Origin of the sequence: Mycoplasma sp. 744 (assembly GCF_034863305.1) — a bacterium.
In the GTDB taxonomy this organism is placed as follows: domain Bacteria; phylum Bacillota_I; class Bacilli_A; order Mycoplasmatales; family Metamycoplasmataceae; genus Mycoplasmopsis.
In genome coordinates this window covers 76731-94964 of the sequence record NZ_JAYFFF010000001.1, presented here as the reverse complement: position 1 = coordinate 94964, position 18234 = coordinate 76731, and the positions used below count along the sequence as shown (strand labels likewise).

The 18234-nt window shown below is 23.1% G+C and carries 16 protein-coding genes; 15 read left to right on the top strand and 1 reads right to left on the bottom strand.

The annotated features are described in order from the left end of the window. The first annotated feature begins 57 nt into the window (after positions 1-57). From VBM87_RS00515 to VBM87_RS00450, 14 genes are all read left to right on the top strand, one after another. On the top strand, positions 58-903 hold the full coding sequence (locus VBM87_RS00515; RefSeq protein ID WP_323176912.1) for an ABC transporter permease subunit: 846 nt from the start codon (positions 58-60) through the stop codon (positions 901-903). Beyond that, positions 893-1987 (top strand): ABC transporter permease subunit, encoded by a 1095-nt coding sequence (locus tag VBM87_RS00510; protein WP_323176911.1) that lies wholly within the window; start codon positions 893-895, stop codon positions 1985-1987. Before VBM87_RS00515 ends, VBM87_RS00510 begins: the two co-directional genes overlap by 11 nt. Then, positions 1988-4120 carry an OppA family ABC transporter substrate-binding lipoprotein gene (locus tag VBM87_RS00505; protein WP_323176910.1) on the top strand — a complete coding sequence of 711 codons (2133 nt, stop codon included), beginning with the start codon at positions 1988-1990 and terminating at the stop codon, positions 4118-4120. Positions 4121-4298: 178 nt separating this feature from the next. Next, entirely contained in the window at positions 4299-5483 is a 1185-nt protein-coding gene (gene tuf / locus VBM87_RS00500; RefSeq protein ID WP_257075945.1) for an elongation factor Tu, read from the top strand. A 388-nt stretch (positions 5484-5871) separates the two neighbouring features. Further along, the gene (locus VBM87_RS00495) at positions 5872-7152 is read left to right on the top strand and encodes a putative cysteine peptidase (RefSeq protein WP_323176909.1); all 1281 of its coding nucleotides are present in this window, start codon (positions 5872-5874) and stop codon (positions 7150-7152) included. 29 nt (positions 7153-7181) lie between these two features. Next, entirely contained in the window at positions 7182-7715 is a 534-nt protein-coding gene (locus VBM87_RS00490; RefSeq protein WP_257075942.1) for a hypothetical protein, read from the top strand. Between the two features lie 147 nt (positions 7716-7862). Further along, a complete protein-coding gene (tsaE, locus tag VBM87_RS00485; RefSeq protein ID WP_323176908.1) occupies positions 7863-8258 on the top strand; it encodes a tRNA (adenosine(37)-N6)-threonylcarbamoyltransferase complex ATPase subunit type 1 TsaE in 396 nt (131 codons plus the stop codon). A gap of 1 nt (position 8259) precedes the next feature. After that, on the top strand, positions 8260-8823 hold the full coding sequence (tsaB, locus tag VBM87_RS00480; protein WP_323176907.1) for a tRNA (adenosine(37)-N6)-threonylcarbamoyltransferase complex dimerization subunit type 1 TsaB: 564 nt from the start codon (positions 8260-8262) through the stop codon (positions 8821-8823). A gap of 2 nt (positions 8824-8825) precedes the next feature. After that, positions 8826-9449, top strand: coding sequence for a hypothetical protein (locus VBM87_RS00475; protein WP_323176906.1), 624 nt, complete (start codon positions 8826-8828; stop codon positions 9447-9449). 186 nt (positions 9450-9635) lie between these two features. After that, positions 9636-10976 carry a BMP family ABC transporter substrate-binding protein gene (locus tag VBM87_RS00470; RefSeq protein WP_323176905.1) on the top strand — a complete coding sequence of 447 codons (1341 nt, stop codon included), beginning with the start codon at positions 9636-9638 and terminating at the stop codon, positions 10974-10976. Positions 10977-10983: 7 nt separating this feature from the next. After that, a complete protein-coding gene (locus VBM87_RS00465; RefSeq protein ID WP_323176904.1) occupies positions 10984-12525 on the top strand; it encodes an ABC transporter ATP-binding protein in 1542 nt (513 codons plus the stop codon). Then, complete coding sequence (locus tag VBM87_RS00460; RefSeq protein ID WP_323176903.1) at positions 12518-15331, top strand: ABC transporter permease subunit; 2814 nt, start codon at positions 12518-12520, stop codon at positions 15329-15331. The genes VBM87_RS00465 and VBM87_RS00460 overlap by 8 nt, the downstream gene beginning before the upstream one ends. Further along, positions 15325-16266 (top strand): ABC transporter permease, encoded by a 942-nt coding sequence (locus VBM87_RS00455; protein ID WP_257075934.1) that lies wholly within the window; start codon positions 15325-15327, stop codon positions 16264-16266. Before VBM87_RS00460 ends, VBM87_RS00455 begins: the two co-directional genes overlap by 7 nt. Positions 16267-16290: 24 nt before the next feature. Next, positions 16291-16587 (top strand): hypothetical protein, encoded by a 297-nt coding sequence (locus VBM87_RS00450; RefSeq protein WP_323176902.1) that lies wholly within the window; start codon positions 16291-16293, stop codon positions 16585-16587. A gap of 43 nt (positions 16588-16630) precedes the next feature. Here VBM87_RS00450 and serS read toward each other — a convergent pair whose 3' ends face one another. Then, on the bottom strand, positions 16631-17902 hold the full coding sequence (gene serS, locus VBM87_RS00445; protein ID WP_323176901.1) for a serine--tRNA ligase: 1272 nt from the start codon (positions 17900-17902) through the stop codon (positions 16631-16633). 185 nt (positions 17903-18087) lie between these two features. Here serS and rpmH point away from each other — a divergent pair, with 185 nt between their 5' ends. After that, positions 18088-18234, top strand: a complete 147-nt coding sequence (rpmH, locus tag VBM87_RS00440; protein ID WP_257075931.1) for a 50S ribosomal protein L34 — start codon at positions 18088-18090, stop codon at positions 18232-18234.

The window sequence follows — 18234 nt, the reverse complement described above, 5'->3', positions numbered from 1 at the left end:
TTTCACTATCTTGTTAAAAAAATATTGTCTAACTTAATAATTTTTTTAGGTATCAGTATGTGTACCTTTATTTTTTTGTATCTTATTTTTCCCAATGAAAAAACTTTTGCTAACAATTTAAAAGATGTTTTATTAAATTTAACGAAAATTAATCAAAATACTATTAATTTCTATTATTATTTTTCTCATAGTTTAATTATTATTACCAGTTCTTTATTAATATCTTTAATTTTAGGCATACCAATTGGCAGTTTAATAGCTTTAAAAAGTAATAGATCCTTTTCAATCTTATTTTCGCTTATTTTATATTTAATTATTGCTTTGCCTATTTTTATTCTTGCTCCTCTATTAATTAAAATAGCAGAAATAAATGATATTCCTGTCTTGTTTTTGAATTGAAATCAATTTGATATTCAGTATGTTATTTATTCTTTATTTTTACCTATTGTTTTACTTATATTACCTTTATTTGTCTTTATTACTATCATTAGTAAAAATACAATAATTAAATTTCAAAAACAACCATTTGTGTTGCAAATGTATGCTCTAGGAATGAATGATATACAAGTATATTTCAAAGTGTTTTTTAAACAAATTTGCGCACAAATATTTTTACAATTTAATAATATTCTTTTATTTATTATTACTTTAAGTATTATTGTTGAAAGAATTTTCCTTATTCCAGGACAATCAACTTTTTTAATTTTTGCTTTTGATAATAAAAATATAAGTTTAATCATGCAATTTATACTTATTAATTTATTGTTAATGCAATTTAATTATTTAATTACTAATTTTTTACATCAATACTTAAATAATAATTTAATAATTAACAAACAGTTTAACTTTTTAAAACAACAAATTATTAATAAATGATTTTTAAGGAGAAACATTGAAAAATAATTTTTTTAAAAAAGATCTTTTCCAATTCGCTAAACAAAAAAGATTGAATATCGAATTAATTCATCAAGAAAAACATAATTCCAAAACTGTTTTAAAAAGATTTTTAAGTAAAAAAATTAATTTAATATTATTGATAATATTGGTGTTATTTATTTTCTTTTTAATTTTTCTTCTTATATTTTATCCTTATCCTTTTAATAAAAATATTCAAAATTCTCAACTTTTCTATAATTTACCAAATTATTTAACACCTCAAATTACTAAAAATTTTGATAATAATGATAGTTTTTATCTTTTAATAAAAAAAATCAATAATTCTGAGATCATTTTAAAAGAAAATACTTTTTTAGACAAAATTCAAATAACATATAATCCTTATAAATTAATAGAATATTTGCAAAATCAAAAATATATTTTTCTTTTTGGCACAAATGATTTAGGCATTGATAGATTGGCTAATTATTTATTTAATTTTGCTTGATCAATTTTTTTAGTTACTATAATAACGCTTATTCAAAGTACTATTGGTATTTTTTTAGGTATTGCATTAGGTTTTTACTTTAATAAAAAATTTTTAAAAATTAGTTATTTTTTACTCAATAGTTTAACTACAATACCCTTAATAATTATTATCATTATTATTTTTAAAATAACTTCTTATAATAATTGAAAAATTATTTTATTTTTAAGTTTATTTGGTTTTGTTGGTTTTTTTAACGTTGCTTATAATCAAACTCAAAATTTAAAAAAAGAAGAATACGTTATTGCCTATAAATCTATAGGATTAACTAATCTTAGAATAATATTTAAATATATATGCCCTAAAGTTATTTTTTATACGTTTAGTATTTGAACAGATAATATAACTTTAAATTTAGTTGTTTTTTCCTCATTAGCTTTTTTTAATATTAAAGATTTTGAATCTTATTTAAATATTGGTAATATTATCAAAAATTTACTTAATGAATTAAATAATATGCCTTATGTTTTGTTTAGCATTATTAATCTAATATTATTTATCTTTATTGTAAAATGATTATCAGTTAATATTTATAGTAGTTATGAATTTATTTTGGAGTATTAAATGAAAATAAGTAAATATCTTTTTCTTAGTAATATAATTATCACACCCTTAATATTACATAGTTGTAATGTTAGACATGTACAAGATAAATATACTTATACAAAATCTTTTAATCATCCAAATGTTAATCTTAATTATCAAAATATTAATAAAGTTAAGCGTGTAGAAACAGATTTTGAATCTTTACTTCATTCGCCTCTAATAAGTTGAAAATTTGATAATAAAGCTAAATATGATAACAATAATCATCAATTTTATGAATCTACAAATAAATATCTTACATTTGGATTAGCAAATAAAATTATAATTAAAACATTTGATAACACTTTTATTTTCGATAGAGACAATGTTAATTATAATAACTTAAATAATTCCAGTGATAATGGGATTATAAGAATAAATTCTAATGACAACCGCAATATTAATTCATTATTTTTTATTGAAAAACTTCATGAGGCACAACAAATAATTTTTGAATTGAAAACTAGTTTTTATGTTAATTCATTAGGTGAAAATACACAAGAAATTATTAAACCAGAAGATTATTGAAATTCATTTGAAAATGATTGAGAAAATTTAATTAATTTACTTAGTGAATATCAAATTAAAGCACCAGAAAAAGATGATTTTTTAAATTCTGTTGTTTTTAATATTAAAAATAACAATGAAAATATTATTAATTTTATTTTAAATGAAATAACAACTAATATGATATTCAATCCACTTAGTAAAAAAGATCTTTCAAATGTTAATAAACTTCTATTTTCTTCTCCATATATACTTAATACTAATACTATAAATCAACAAATTTTTATTAAAAATTCTTTTTATCCAAAAAACGATTTTATTTTCAACAATAGTAATTTAAAAAAAATTATTTTAAATTATAATTCTTTGCCTCTTGATGAAAATACCTTTAATTTTCAACAACACCAATCCTTTAAACAAAATTTAATATCTGAAGTAAATTATGACGATTTTAATAAAAACATTCAAAATGAAATTGATGCAAATCCTTTGATTTACGGATTAACTTTTAATAACCCGAATATTTCTAATTCTTTTGGTAATAAAATATTTATTAATTTTGAAATTAATAAAGAACTAATTGATAAAAAATTTGCGTACATATTTTATGGAAATGCATTATATGATGATTTACATAATGATGATTTTTTTAGTGAAGAAAGAATTGCTTTTAGAAATTTATTTTTCAATATTTTAAATCCTTTTACAATTGTAAATCAGCTAAATAAATCAAATTATTGAATCTCTAAAGTTCCAGAAAATATGCAATTAAAAAAATATTTGACAATTGATTTAAAAGATAATTTAAATTTTAATAATATTATTTTGTGAAAAGAAAATTCATTAATAAAAATATCAGAATTTGATTATAAAAAACATTTGGAAAATAATTTCAATAACTTTTATAATGCTTTCAAAAGTCCTTATTTTAATAAAATTAAATCTAATCTAAATAAATTAATAGATTATTTCTATGATAAATATCATTGAAATAATAATGAAAAAATTAATATTAATATGCCCATTTTTGAAAAAGAAAACTCAAAAATAAAAAAAATATACAAAGATGTAGAAAAAATAATAAATGATATTGATAATAGATTAAATATTAAATTTATTTTTGTTGATCAAAATGATACTAAATATTTTTTAAAATATCAAAATCAAATTAGTTCTAATTATAATTTTGAAATTTTTGCAATTAATTTATTATTTAATCAAAATTATCTAGTTGAATTATTACAACAAATTAAAAAAGGTAAAAACGAGGCGTTAAATCAAAATTTTGTTGAAATTATTCTTAAAATAAAAAACATTATCAACCTAATTGATAAAAACATTTTAAATAAAAAACAATATCTAACAAATATTGACAAAGAAAAAATAATTAGTATCAAATATAAAATTCAAGAAAAATTGAAAGATTTAACTTTAGATGAACAAATAAACACAATAAAGGCATTTGATTTTTATCTTTTAAATCCTTTTAGTACTTCTAATTTTCAACAATTATCACATAGTAATAAACAAATTGTTCAAATACATTTTAACAAACCACTAAATGATTTAGGATATACTCAATATTTTGATATATTAGTTTTATAAGATATCTTTTATCAATAATTCTTTTAAATTTTTATTATTTAATATAAAATATTAAATATTATTGATTAATTTATATTTTTATTAATAATGCAATAAGCGTGTTGGACAGGATGCAGATGAAAGACTGCACTTAGGTAGGTTTTAGCGCTAAAACATATTTATTTATGAAAGGAAAAACATGGCAAAATTAGATTTTAATCGTAGTAAAGACCACGTTAATATTGGTACAATTGGTCACGTTGACCATGGTAAAACTACTTTAACAGCTGCTATTGCTACTGTATTAGCAAAAAAAGGTTTAGCTGAAGCTCGTGACTATGCGTCAATCGATAATGCACCAGAAGAAAAAGCTCGTGGTATAACAATTAATACATCACATATCGAATATGAAACAGAAAAACGTCACTATGCACACGTTGACTGTCCTGGTCACGCCGATTACATTAAAAACATGATTACCGGTGCTGCACAAATGGACGGTGCTATCTTAGTTGTTGCTGCAACTGATGGTCCTATGCCTCAAACACGTGAGCACATTCTTCTTTCAAAACAAGTTGGTGTTCCACGTATGGTTGTTTTCTTAAACAAATGTGATATGGTTGATGATGAAGAAATGCTTGAATTAGTTGAAATGGAAATTAGAGACTTATTAAGCAAATATGGTTTTGATGGAGAAAACGCTCCTATTATCCGTGGTTCAGCAAAATTAGCTGTTGAAGGCGATGCTGCTTATGAAACTAAAATTATGGAATTAATGGATGCAGTTGATTCATACATTGAAACTCCAGTTAAAGAATTTGACAAACCATTCTTAATGGCTGTTGAAGACGTTTTCACAATTACAGGTCGTGGTACAGTTGCTACAGGACGTGTTGAACGTGGAAGATTAACCTTAAACGAAGAAGTTGAAATCGTTGGTTTAAAAGCTACTAAAAAAACTGTTGTTACAGGTATGGAAATGTTCCGTAAAAACCTTAAAGAAGTTCAAGCTGGTGACAATGCTGGTTTATTACTTCGTGGTATTGAAAAATCACAAATTGAACGTGGTCAAGTTATTGCAAAACCAGGCTCAATTATCCCTCACACAGAATTTAAAGCTGCAATTTATGTATTAACCAAAGAAGAAGGTGGACGTCACACTCCATTCTTTAAAAACTATAAACCTCAATTCTACTTCCGTACAACAGACGTTACAGGTGGTGTAGAATTTGAAGCTGGTCGTGAAATGGTTACCCCAGGAGAAAATGTTGACTTAACTGTTAAGTTAATTGCTCCTATTGCTGTTGAAGAAGGTACTAAATTCTCTATCCGTGAAGGTGGACACACCGTTGGTTACGGTAGTGTAACAAGCATTATTAAATAATTTATTTTGTATAATTAAAATAATTATTCATGCATTGGGCAAAATTATTTAAAATCACTATCCTATGATAGTGATTTTTTATATATTTATTTTTATTTTATTTTCATATTAACAACTTGTAATAGTTAAACAAAAACTAAAATTATTTCATTTTTATACCAAAAAGAAAGAAAAAATAAATAAAACTATCAAATTTTTTATCAATAACAATTTTGTACAATTCAATTTTTAGTGAGTATAAAAACATATTTTTATAAATAAAATGAATTATTCAATTGAATAATTTGAATGTTTAAATATCATTTTAAAACTATTTAGATTTCCTATTGCATTTACTTTAACTTTTTAAAGTAATATAATTAATATATATAAAAGGGGAAGTTTTTATATGAAAAAATTCAAAAAGAAAATTAATATACTATTATTTAGCTCTATTTCTACTACACCATTTTTAGTGGCATTAAGTATGAATATTAAAGAAAATAATAGTTTATTAGACAGCGAAATTAAAAAAATAAAAAGTTTAATACCAGAAGCAGAAAATGTAATATTTCATAAAGAAATACAAGATATTAAAAATAAAAAATTGCTTTTAATAGTATTTGATAATTATTATAGTGTATTAGACATAGACTCTAATATAACAATAGAAATAAATAACACTAAAGTTCCTATTCATTTAGTTAATATGAATATTATTTATGGTGGTTTTTTAGGTATTCTTACTGTAAATGAAAATAAATATTTTGATGTTAACAATATAGAAGTATCATATGATGATATAGAAAAAGCATATATTACAATTGATAAAAATCGTGAAAAACCATCAAATAATATAAAAATAAGAAAAAAAAGAAGTAATGATACTAATAATAATTATCCATATATTAATTATGATTATAATGGTGTATTTAAAGTAAGTACAACTGTGCCTTATTCTTGGTGATTTGCTTCAAGAGATAACAAAGAAAAATCAGGATATGTTGATTTGAGTTTTGATATAACTCATTCAGGGGAAAAAGGTTTATGCGAATATGTGGCTTTAAGCCAATTAATGTTATATAATGAAATATTTATTAAATCAGGGATTTTTAGTAAGGAAAAATTTGACTTTTATACAAAAGATAGTGGTCATGACAAAATTTTAGAAAATTCATCTCCTGTTTTTAGATATCATTTATATAATAAACCAGAATCAAGTTTAGCTATGACCTTATTTAATAATGCTGGTAGAAAATTAAATCTAAAAACTGGACAACTTTATGAAACAGCAATAAAGAAATTTATTAATAATAATGATGAAATAAATAAATGAAATTTTAATCATAAATATGGTGGTTATAAAAAAACGTGAGAATATGTAAAAAAAGGAGTACCTACCATATTAGGAGTCGCCCCTATAGAAGGATTTTGACCTAATCACGCTTATATAATGTATGGTTATGATGATAAAACTGATATGTTTCTAGGATCAATGACCTGAGGACAAAAGAGAACTAACTCTGTTTTATATTCATATTATACTAGTGCATGGGGTTCTTATTATTTTAATATTGAATTAAAGAATAAAAAGGATTTAGGCAAAGTAAATAGTGTATTCAAATTTTATGATACATATTTTACAGGAAAGACAATTGATAATTTTATAAAAAGTAGAACAAGCTGGTAATAAATTTATCTTAGATAATAAGAGTTTTTATGAAAACAAATATTTTAAATAGAAAAATAATAATGAGATACATTTCAATATTTACTTGAATTGCTTTAATTATTTCATTAATTTTTCTGCCAATATTTATTTATATTTTAAATGATCAATTAAGGTGAACTACTTATCCATCAATTCAAGAAAAAATAAATTATAGTTTAACTCATTTTTCGAATTGAAATATTTTAAAATTTTTTGTGCCTTTATGAACTGTAATTTTATTTTCCTTTTTACTTTATTTTATAAGCTTAAAAATAGTACATAAAAATAATTCTCTTAATTCTTTATTGGTAATAAGAAATGTTGACTTTATTAACCCTAAATTAAGTAAAAGAAATGATTTAATAATTGCTTCAATAATGTTATTTTTAATGAACTTAGTAATAATTGCATTTGCAAGTTTAATACTTCCTTTTACTTTATATATACACACGGCAGTAACTATACCATTTTTTGTTTTAATGCTTATACACGTATTTTTAAACATGCTTAACTTTATAGCAATTATTAAAGAAAGAAATTAGTTTTGAATAAATAAAATAGAACGCATTAAAACGTGACAATATAAACGGGACACATACTAAAAAAAGTGTCCCGTTTATATTGTCACGTTTAAGATAATAAGTTTTTATATATTTATTTTTGTCTTGTTTTTATTATAATTAATGAAAATGAAAATTAAATATGTTGCAAAAGATTTGACTGATCTAAAAACAATTTCAACTTTTGTTTTAAATAAACTTACTCCAAGTAAAATGGTATTATTATCAGGAGAATTAGGAGCAGGCAAAACAGCTTTAATAAAACAAATAGCTAAAGACCTAAACATAAAAGAAAATATAACTTCTCCAACTTTTAATTACATTAAAATATACAATGGTTTAGTACATATTGATGCTTACAATTTAAACGGTGATTTAAGTGAATTTGAAGATTATTTTGAAGATAATTTAATAGCAATTGAATGAGCAGAAAACATAGATTTATATGTTGATAATTATCTTTATATTAATGTAAAAGTACTAGAAAATAATTCTAGAGAATATATTATTAAAGTAAGGAATTAATATGCATTTATATTTAGATACAGCAAATGATGATTTTGTTTTAGCAATTTTTGATTCAAAATTTAATATTTTAAAACAAATCATTTTACATAATTACCCTAAAAAAGTCAATCTAATAGTTGAATATGTCGAAAAATTTTTAAAGGAATTAAAACTTTCAATAAATGATTTTAAAATTTTTTATTTAAATATTGGCCCTGGTTATTTCACAGGAGTAAGAATAGGTTTAGTTTATTTAAGAACAATAGCTTTACTAACTAATGCTCAAATTAAAACTACAAGTACATTTCAAATATTAAACAAACAATATCCTGAGCAAAAAACTCTAGCTATTAATGCAGCAGGAAATAAATTCTATATTTGAAATGTTCAAGAAATATTTAATTCTTCAAATATTGAAATTAGATTAATCAATGAAAATAAAAATCTTTTATTTAAAATAAAATATGAAGAATTTATTAACAATTTTAGTAAATATTTATCTTTATTTAAAGATAATCCAAATATAATGGATATTGAACCATACTATATTAAAATGCCTCAAATTGGACAAAAAGGAAAATAAATATGAAATTAAAAATAATTAAATTAACTTCCTTAACTACAACCTTATTACCATTAACAATAATTGCTTGCAGTGAAACACAAAGTGATAATGAACGTGCAAATAGTGAAATTGATAAACTTTATAATAATTTTAATAATACTTTGAATTTATTAGAACAAGAATATAAAACAAGTTTTTTTTATAATTTAATTTTTCAAAATATAAAAAATCACATAGCTAGTTTAAGTAAAGAACAAAATATTAAAACCTTAAAAGAAAAAGTTAAAAATTACTCTTATGAAGAAAAAACTAAATATATTAAAGAGTCCTTAGAATATTTAAAAAAGAATAGTTTGATTAAAGAATTTGATGCCTTAAAAGCATTATTAACATTATTGCCTAATAATAGTGAAAATTCAACAACTATTATTTCATTAATAGATACTATTTCTAAATTATTTAAAGAAAAAATAGAAACTATTAATAAATTAGAAAATGATAAAGATTTAACTATAAAATATATTCAAACAATGAATAATTTAATTGATCAATTAAGAGATTTTCTTATAAAAAATAAAGAAATTATTTTAAAAGCTCAAGATATTTTTAGTTCTTTTTTACCTAATTTAAATTTAAATAACTAACCAAATGTGTAAATTTTTATTTTTTTTCACATTTGGTTTTTTATTTATTAGCATAAATAAACATATATTTTATTTTAATTTATAATTTATATAGTCATATACTAACACTTACTAACACTAAAAAATCAAAAATATTAGTATATGAAGTTTAAAAATATTTTTAAACAAGAACAATAAGGAGAATACATGAAAAAAAGAGTTAAAAACTTACTTGCTATAGGTGCTTTAAGTAGTTCTTTAACAATTTTGCCTATAGTAGCTATATCATGTGAAAATGGTGTTTCTAAACACCCATTAGCACCTAGAGATAAAGTTGCTGGCATTCAAACCAGAAGTGAATTTCAAATAACTTCTGAACAATTAGAAAAAGTTCCTCATATTGCTGTTGTAACTGACGGTGGTGTTTTAGAAGATAAATCATTTAACCAATCAAGTTGAGAAGCTATTGTAGATTTAGCAGAACAAAATAAAATTCCTGCTAATAAATATAATGTTTATCAAACTGTAGGAGAAAATTTTGCTGAACAATATGATGCTGCAGTAAATAATGGAGCTCAAATTCTTGTACTTACTGGTTTTCATCATGGAGAAAAATTTGGTTTATGAACCCAAAATGAACGTAACAAACAAAGAATAAAAGACAGCAAAATGATTATTATCGCTATAGACTTTGGTTTTGACTTTAATAATGAAGATTACAAACATATGTCTGATTTAGAAGGATATATTATTTCAATTCAATACAACACTAAAGAAGCAGGTTTTATTGCTGGCCATGCAGTGGCTGATTTCTTAAAAGATAAAAAAGCAGAAGAAAGAACTTTTAGCGCTTTTGGTGGTGGAGCATTCCCTGGTGTAACTGATTTTATCGAAGGTTTTATGAAAGGTATTTATGAATTTAATATTAAAAACCCAGATAAAAAAACTACCATTAAAACTAATAATAATGAAGTTTACTTAGATTCATTCTTCAATCCTAGTGATACTGAAAAACAAACACTTGTTCGTGTTAATTCTATAGATTTAAAACCAACCGTTATTTTACCTGTAGCTGGATTATGAAATCAATTTGTAAGTAGTCAACCATCAGTTCCTTATCTTGTTGGTGTTGATACTGATCAAGCTATTTCAGACCATTCACAATCTTCAAAATATTTCACTTCTATTATCAAAAAAATTGGACAATCATTATATGATGTTGTTGGTGCAATTATTAGTGAAAAAGCTTCATATTTAAATGGTTTTGAATTAGGAGTTAAAAACGCTACTGTTGTAAATGGTGTTAAAGAAGGATGAACCGGTGTTACATCAACTCATTTACAAGGTAATGAAACTGCTTTAGCTAATGCAAGTTTAGAAGAAGCACAAAAAATTTATAATTCTTTAGACGAAGCTACACACAAATGACTAGTTGATAATGTTGTTGAAAAAAATGGTTCAGTAGTTTCAAATGCCAAAGATAGAATTAATCAATTAGCAGCCTTAATTAATAAAACAGTAGAAACCTCTACAAATACTCAATCTTAATTAACTAATGAGTAATTCAAAATACGCAATAGAATTTAAAAATATAACCAAAATATTCCCTGGAATTAAAGCTAACGATAATGTTAGCTTTAACGTTAAAAAAGGGACTATTCATGCTTTGGTAGGCGAAAACGGAGCAGGAAAGAGTACTCTGATGAGTATTCTTTTTGGATTATATGAACCTACATCAGGGGAAATTGCTATAAACGGTAATAATGTTTATTTCAAAAGCCCTAATGATGCTGCTAATTATGGAATAGGAATGGTTCATCAACATTTTAAACTTGTAAAAGTTTATACCAATTTGGATAATATTATCTTAGGTGATGAATTTACTAAAAAAGGTATTTTAGATCGTAAAACTTCTGAAAAGAAAATTAAAGCATTACAAGAAACCTATAATTTATATTTCAATTTAAAACAAAAAAGTGGGCAAGCTACGGTTTCTACACAACAAAAAGTTGAAATAATGAAAATGCTTTATAGAGATAATGAAATTCTAGTTTTTGATGAACCTACCGCTGTTTTAACAGATGAAGAAATCCAAGGATTATTAAAATCTTTTGAAATTTTTAGACAAGCTGGTAAAACAATTATTTTTATTACACACAAATTAAATGAAATTCAGCAAGTTGCTGATTATGCTACTGTTTTAAGACATGGTAAATCAATTAATACTTTTGATATGAAACAAACTTCAATGGACGAATTAGTTAAAGCTATGGTTGGTACTAATATAGTCATGTCAGTTAATGATACTCCTGCCACTAGAGATGAAGTCGTTTTTGAATTACAAAATGTTTCAACTAAAAAACAAGAAAAAAATCTTGATGAACTATCATTAAAAGTTCACAAAGGTGAAATAGTAGCAATTGCTGGTGTTGAAGGAAATGGTCAAAGAGAAATAGAAAAAATAGCATCTGGTCTTATTAAACCTGATAATGGAAAAATTTTATTAAGAAATTCTAATGGAGAATTAATTGATATAACCAATAAAGGTGTAAAAGAAAGATCTAAATTAAATATTTCTTATATCCCTACTGATCGTCATGCACATGGTTTAATTCTTGATTATACAATTAAAGAAAACACTATTTTAAGACGTTTATGAGATAAAAAATTTGTTAAATTAGGAATTATTTCTAATAAAGCTGTTTCTAATCAAGCTGACAAAATTATTAATAAATATGATGTTAGAGGTAGTTTAAATGGTCTAGCATTATCTCGTTCACTTTCTGGAGGTAACCAACAAAAATTTATTGTTGGTAGAGAAATAGAAACACCACATGATTTTATTATAATAATGCAACCTACTCGTGGTTTAGACGTTAAAGCTATTAAAAATATTCATACTGAAATACTTAAAGAAAAAGCTAATGGAAAAGGAATTCTACTTATTTCTTATGAACTTGATGAAGTATTAGCTCTTGCTGATACTATTGCTGTTTTAAATGAAGGTAAAATTGCTGTTTTAAGAGATGCTAAAAAAATTACAAGAAAAGAAATAGGTGATTATATGGCAAATAAGAAAGGAGGTATTAATGAATAGTACATTAAATTCTATCAAACAACAATACAATAATTTATCTAACAAATTAAGTGCATTTATAAGATTGGATAAAAATAAAAGTGCTGCAAGAAAAATTGTTTCTTCCTTTTGAGCTGTATTTTTCGGATTAATGATTTCATTAGTTTTTATTGGTATTAGTTCAAGAAATAATCCATTTTATTTCTTTCAAAAAATGCTTGATCCATTTAAATCAGCAAGAGAAACACAAAAATTTATTGTTTATTTAGTTATTTTTGGTTTTTCTGGATTAGCATCAGCTGTAGGATTTAAGTCTGGTTTATTTAATATTGGTATTAGTGGCCAAATGATGATTTCTTCTACAGTTATTTATTCATTTTTCATCATTCTAAATATAAGAGAACTTTCTATAGGTTTATTATTATTAGGTTTAATTATGTCTGTTGTTGCTGCAGCAATAATAGGTATGATATCCGGATTATTAAAAGCCTTTTTGAATGTGCATGAAGTTATTTCAACAATTTTAATTAACTGAATAGTTGCTAAAGTTAATGGATGATTATTTGTTTACCAAAATTCACCATTTGGTATGGAAAGAGCTGAACATTATATTGATGTTAAATCTGGAAGAGGTATTGTTGCTGGTTCAATAAGATTTGCTGGTAACGATCCTGAACATATGCAATTAATTTTTGGTATTGCATTCTTAATAATATTTTTAGTTCTAGCAATTAGTTTGTTTGTAATTTATAAAAACACTGCAATGGGTTATAAATTAAAAATGTTGGGTCTATCAAAAACTAATGGTGAATATATTGGAGTAAATGAAAAAATTACTACAATATATGTTATGACCTTTTCAGCTTCTTTAGCTGGTGTGGCCGGATTTTTCTACTATGTTTTTAACCAATCATTATTAGGAGCTAGTGATATTGCTCCAATAGCCATTGGATTTGAAGCTATAGCTATAGCTCTACTTGCTCTTAATTCATCAATAGGTGTTATTATTGCTGGATTCTTTTATTCAATTTTATATACAATTAGACCTTCTTTACAAAGTTTCCCATTATATATTAAACCTGATGAATTGCCTATTATTACTTCAATAATTCTTTATTTAGCTGCTATAGCACAAATGTTTTTAAATTTTAAACCTTTAAAATTTACTTACGTTAACATTAATAATATTTCTTCTAGAAAATTCTGATTATTATTAAAATTATTCGCTGCTAAAAAGAAAAAATTAAAATTATTTACTAAATATTCAAAAATTAAAAATAAAGTGGATAAAAATATTAATTACTCTAATTGAGATCAAAATATTCAATTATATAGAGATTCAAAAATTAAATTTTATTCTTTATATCTTCAATGTGCTGAAAAAATAAATTATTTAGAATCTCGCTTAATATTAGTTGACAAATTACAAAAAGTTAAAGCTGATTTATTTTTTGAAAATTTAGTTATTAAAAATCAAATTAGATTTTTGAAAAATTACAAAACTTATCAAAATCCTGCTAATCCTTTTGCTTCGCTTGAATTAATAGAAAAACAAAAGCAAATTAAGGAATTAGAACAAACACTTAATATTTTTAATCAAAACCAAAAAGAATTTAAAGAATTAAAAAATAAACTTTATAAAGAAACAAAACATAATTTACTAGAAAGAAAAAATCAACTTCAAAAATTAACTAAATTATTCACAGAAGATATAAATGAAATTAATTTTACACAAATTAATAGTCAAATATTAGAATTAGAAAATGAAAAAGAATATCTAAAACAAGAAAATATTTTAGATATTCAACCTGAATTATTTAGTGAAAAATTAATTGAACTTAAAGAACAAATTAAGCAATTAAATGAAAATGATAAAGTAGATAATTTTGATGATTTCTTACTAAACTCACTTGAAGAAAACAATGAACAAGATACTAATCAAGAAAATAAGGAATTAAAAAAATTAACTAAATCTTTTGATAAATTATTTGCTGTTGAATTAAATAATTTAATAAAAGAAAAAAATAATAAAATAAATAAATTAAATGAATTACTAATAGTAAATCATAACGTTGATAATCTTTCATTAGAACAAATAGAAGAAGAAATTAATCAAATTAATAACGAATTAGATTCTCTTAATGACTCAAATTATTTTATTAATTCAGAAAATAAATATTATTCATTAGAATTATCTAATTTAAATGAAGAAATCAGCAATTTTGATGATCAAACACAATTAATTAAAGAATTAAAAAATCAATTGAATCTTGAAGGTAAAAATTACTTTAATTCAATTCAAGATCAAGTTCAATTAAAAATTAATGAACTTAAAGATAAAAAAACTGCAAACACTACTTTTTATAAAGAGTTATTAAATAATTATAAAAATAATGAAATAGTTTCATTAAATGAACAATATCAAACAAATATTAAAAATTTAAGATTTATCAAAGTAAAAAGTTTTGATATTAAACAATTTAATAGAAGTGTTCTCACAAGAAAAACACAAATTAAACAATTAGAAAAAGATTATAAAATTAAACAAAATCAAATTTTAAGTCTAAACAAAAGTGAATTATCAAATGAAGAAATACTAGCTTTTTTTGCTGAATTTGCTGAATATAAAAAGAATTATTTAGAAAAATTACGTAGTTTAAATTATGATGCTAAAAAAATTATTAAAATGAATTATCAATCAGAATTAACTACTATTAAATACGAACACAATGAAGCAGTAAAAAATAACAATTTATTTGTTCATAATTCTTTTGTAAAGGAATTATTATGCACTAAAGCTAAAAGCAAGGAGGTAGAATCATGTTAGGTTTTGCAACTGCTTTTAATTGAACTTTATTATTATTTTGTATTTTATCTGTAGCTGCCATATCGGGTATGTTCACTGAAAAATGTGGAATTGTTAATATTGCTATTAATGGAATGATGATTTTTGGTGCATTAGGATATTTATTATTTTCACACAATATGTTAAGAATTTCTAACTCTCAATTTTTAGTAATACCTGGTACGTTAATAGGCATGCTCTTTGGAGGAATTAGTTCAACTTTATTCGCTTTTGCAGCAATTAAACTTAAAAGTTCACAAACCATTTCTGGTTTTGCTTTCAACTTATTAGCTTCGGGAATAGCATTATTATGTTTAAGTTTATTTGGTGAAGCAAAGCAACTAGCAAATAGAATTAATTATTTACAATTTGCTATTGAAAGTCCAGATAGACTTTGAAGAATACCAATTATATCTTTTCCTTTAGTAATAACAGCTTTAATAATCGTTGTAGGTTATATTCTTTTATATAAAACCAATTGAGGTTTAAGATTTAGAAGTATTGGTGAAAATCCACATGCTTCAGATGTTGCTGGTATTAATGTTACTAAATACCAATGACATTCAATACTAATATCTGGTACATTAGCTGGATTAGCTGGAGCCTTTTTTGCTCAAGCAACTACTGAAAGAATAGTGACTTTTGATGGTGATGTTGCTGGTTTAGGTTATTTAGCTCTAGCAATTATGATTATGGGACAATGAAATATTTTACTTATTGCTGGATCAACCTTAATTTTCTCATTATTTTTAGGTATTGCATATGCAGCACCACAAATAAGTCAATCATTACAACAAGTATCAACTATTTTCCAAATTGTACCTTACTTACTTACACTTATTGTTGTTATTTCTATGTCTAAAAGATCTAAAGCTCCTGCAGCTTCAGGAATACCATATAATAAATCAACTAGATAAAATTTATAAATAATTGGGAATAAAATGATTTATTTTGAAAAAGAACAAAATTCTAACGAAAAACAATTAGATGAAATTAAAAACGTAAATGAAGAAATACAAAAAGAAATTAAAATTGAGCCAAAAAAAGAAAAAATAACTCAAATTGAAAATTTCAACATTACTTTACTTATTGTTCTAATAATTTTCTGTTGACCTGCAGGTATTGTCTATGGTATTACTCAAAATAAAAAAGATTCTCTTATTACATTAGGAATTATTTATGGTTTTTTATACTTGGCAACAATAATTTCATTTATTGTAATAGCTATAATTTTATAAAACATTATTTAAAAAAGAGCTTATAAAAAAGCTCTTTTTTAAATTATTTAATTTTTTCTAAATTATTCATATATGGAATTAATTTTTTAGGTATTGTAATAGTACCATCTTCATTTTGATAATTTTCCAATATAGCTGCTATTAATCTATCAATTGCCACTCCTGAAGCATTCATAGTATGAGCATAAGAAATATTTCCATTTTGATCTTTATATCTAATTTTTGCTCTTCTAGCTTGAAAATCTCCCATATAAGAAGCTGAACTAATTTCTCTAAATTTCATTTCTGATGGTAATCAAACTTCTAAATCAATTGTTTTTCTAGCAGAAAAACCTAAATCACCTCTACATAATAATACTTCTCTAAAAGGTAATTCTAATAATTCTAAAGCTAATTTAGCTTGTTTTACTAATTGATTATATTCATTTAAAGCATCTTTTTCACTTGTAATTTTGACTAATTCAACTTTTTTAAATTGGTGTAAACGAATAATGCCTTTTGTATCTTTACCACCACTACCTGCTTCTGATCTAAAACATTGACTAAAACCAGTCAATCTTATTGGCTTAGTTAAATCTATTATTTCATCATTATAATAATTAGTAATAGGTACTTCAGCTGTAGGTATAAGATATAAATTTTCTTTTTCTAAATAAAATAAATCTTCTTTAAATTTTGGTAATTGACCGGTTCCATACATTATATTTTCTTTAACTAAAACCGGTATATCTATTTCTTGATAATTATTATTAATATGCAAATCTAATAAAAAATTTTTTAGAGCTCTTACTAATTGAGAACCTTTGTTTTTGTAAATAACAAATCTTGAACCAGATAATTTACTTGCTCTTTTTATATCTATTAAATCTAATTCTTGTGCTATTTCATAATGTGCTTTAATATTTTTAACTATTAAACCCTTACCTAGATTATCATATGTATTTAAAACTACATTTTGATTATCATCTTCACCTAAAGGAACATCTTCTAAAGGTAAATTAGGTAAATAATCTAAAATGTTTTTTACTTCTAAATCAAGTGATGTAGCTTTTTGTTCTAAAATATTTTGTTCTTTTTTAATTAAACTTAATTCATTTTTAAGTTCATTAAAAGCAACAACATTATTTTTAAATAATGCAATTTTTTTACTTTTTTCACTAATAACAGCTTTTTTTTGTTGAGCTTGAAACATTAATTTTCCACGTTCTTTTGCAATTTGAAATAATCTATTTAATTTTTCATTATCAATTTTTCTAGTTCTATATAATTTTTTAACTAGATCTTCGTTATCTAATAAATATTTTAAATTTAACATAAAATTCCCTTTTTTATTATTTACAAAAAATATACAATATTATTTTACTTATTTTCTTTACAACTTTATAAACTTTATAGATAAAATTGTAATATTTGCTATTAATTAATATATAATATAAAAAGCATTTTAACCTTATTTTACTATAAAATGTTTATAAAATAAATTAGAAAAAAGGAGTGAAAATGAGTTTAAGAACTTATCAACCAAATAAAAGACAACACGCTAAAACTCATGGTTTTAGAGCAAGAATGTCAACAGCTAATGGTAGAAAAATTTTAGCTGCTAGAAGAGCAAAAGGTAGAAAAAGATTAACTGTTTCTGATAAATAA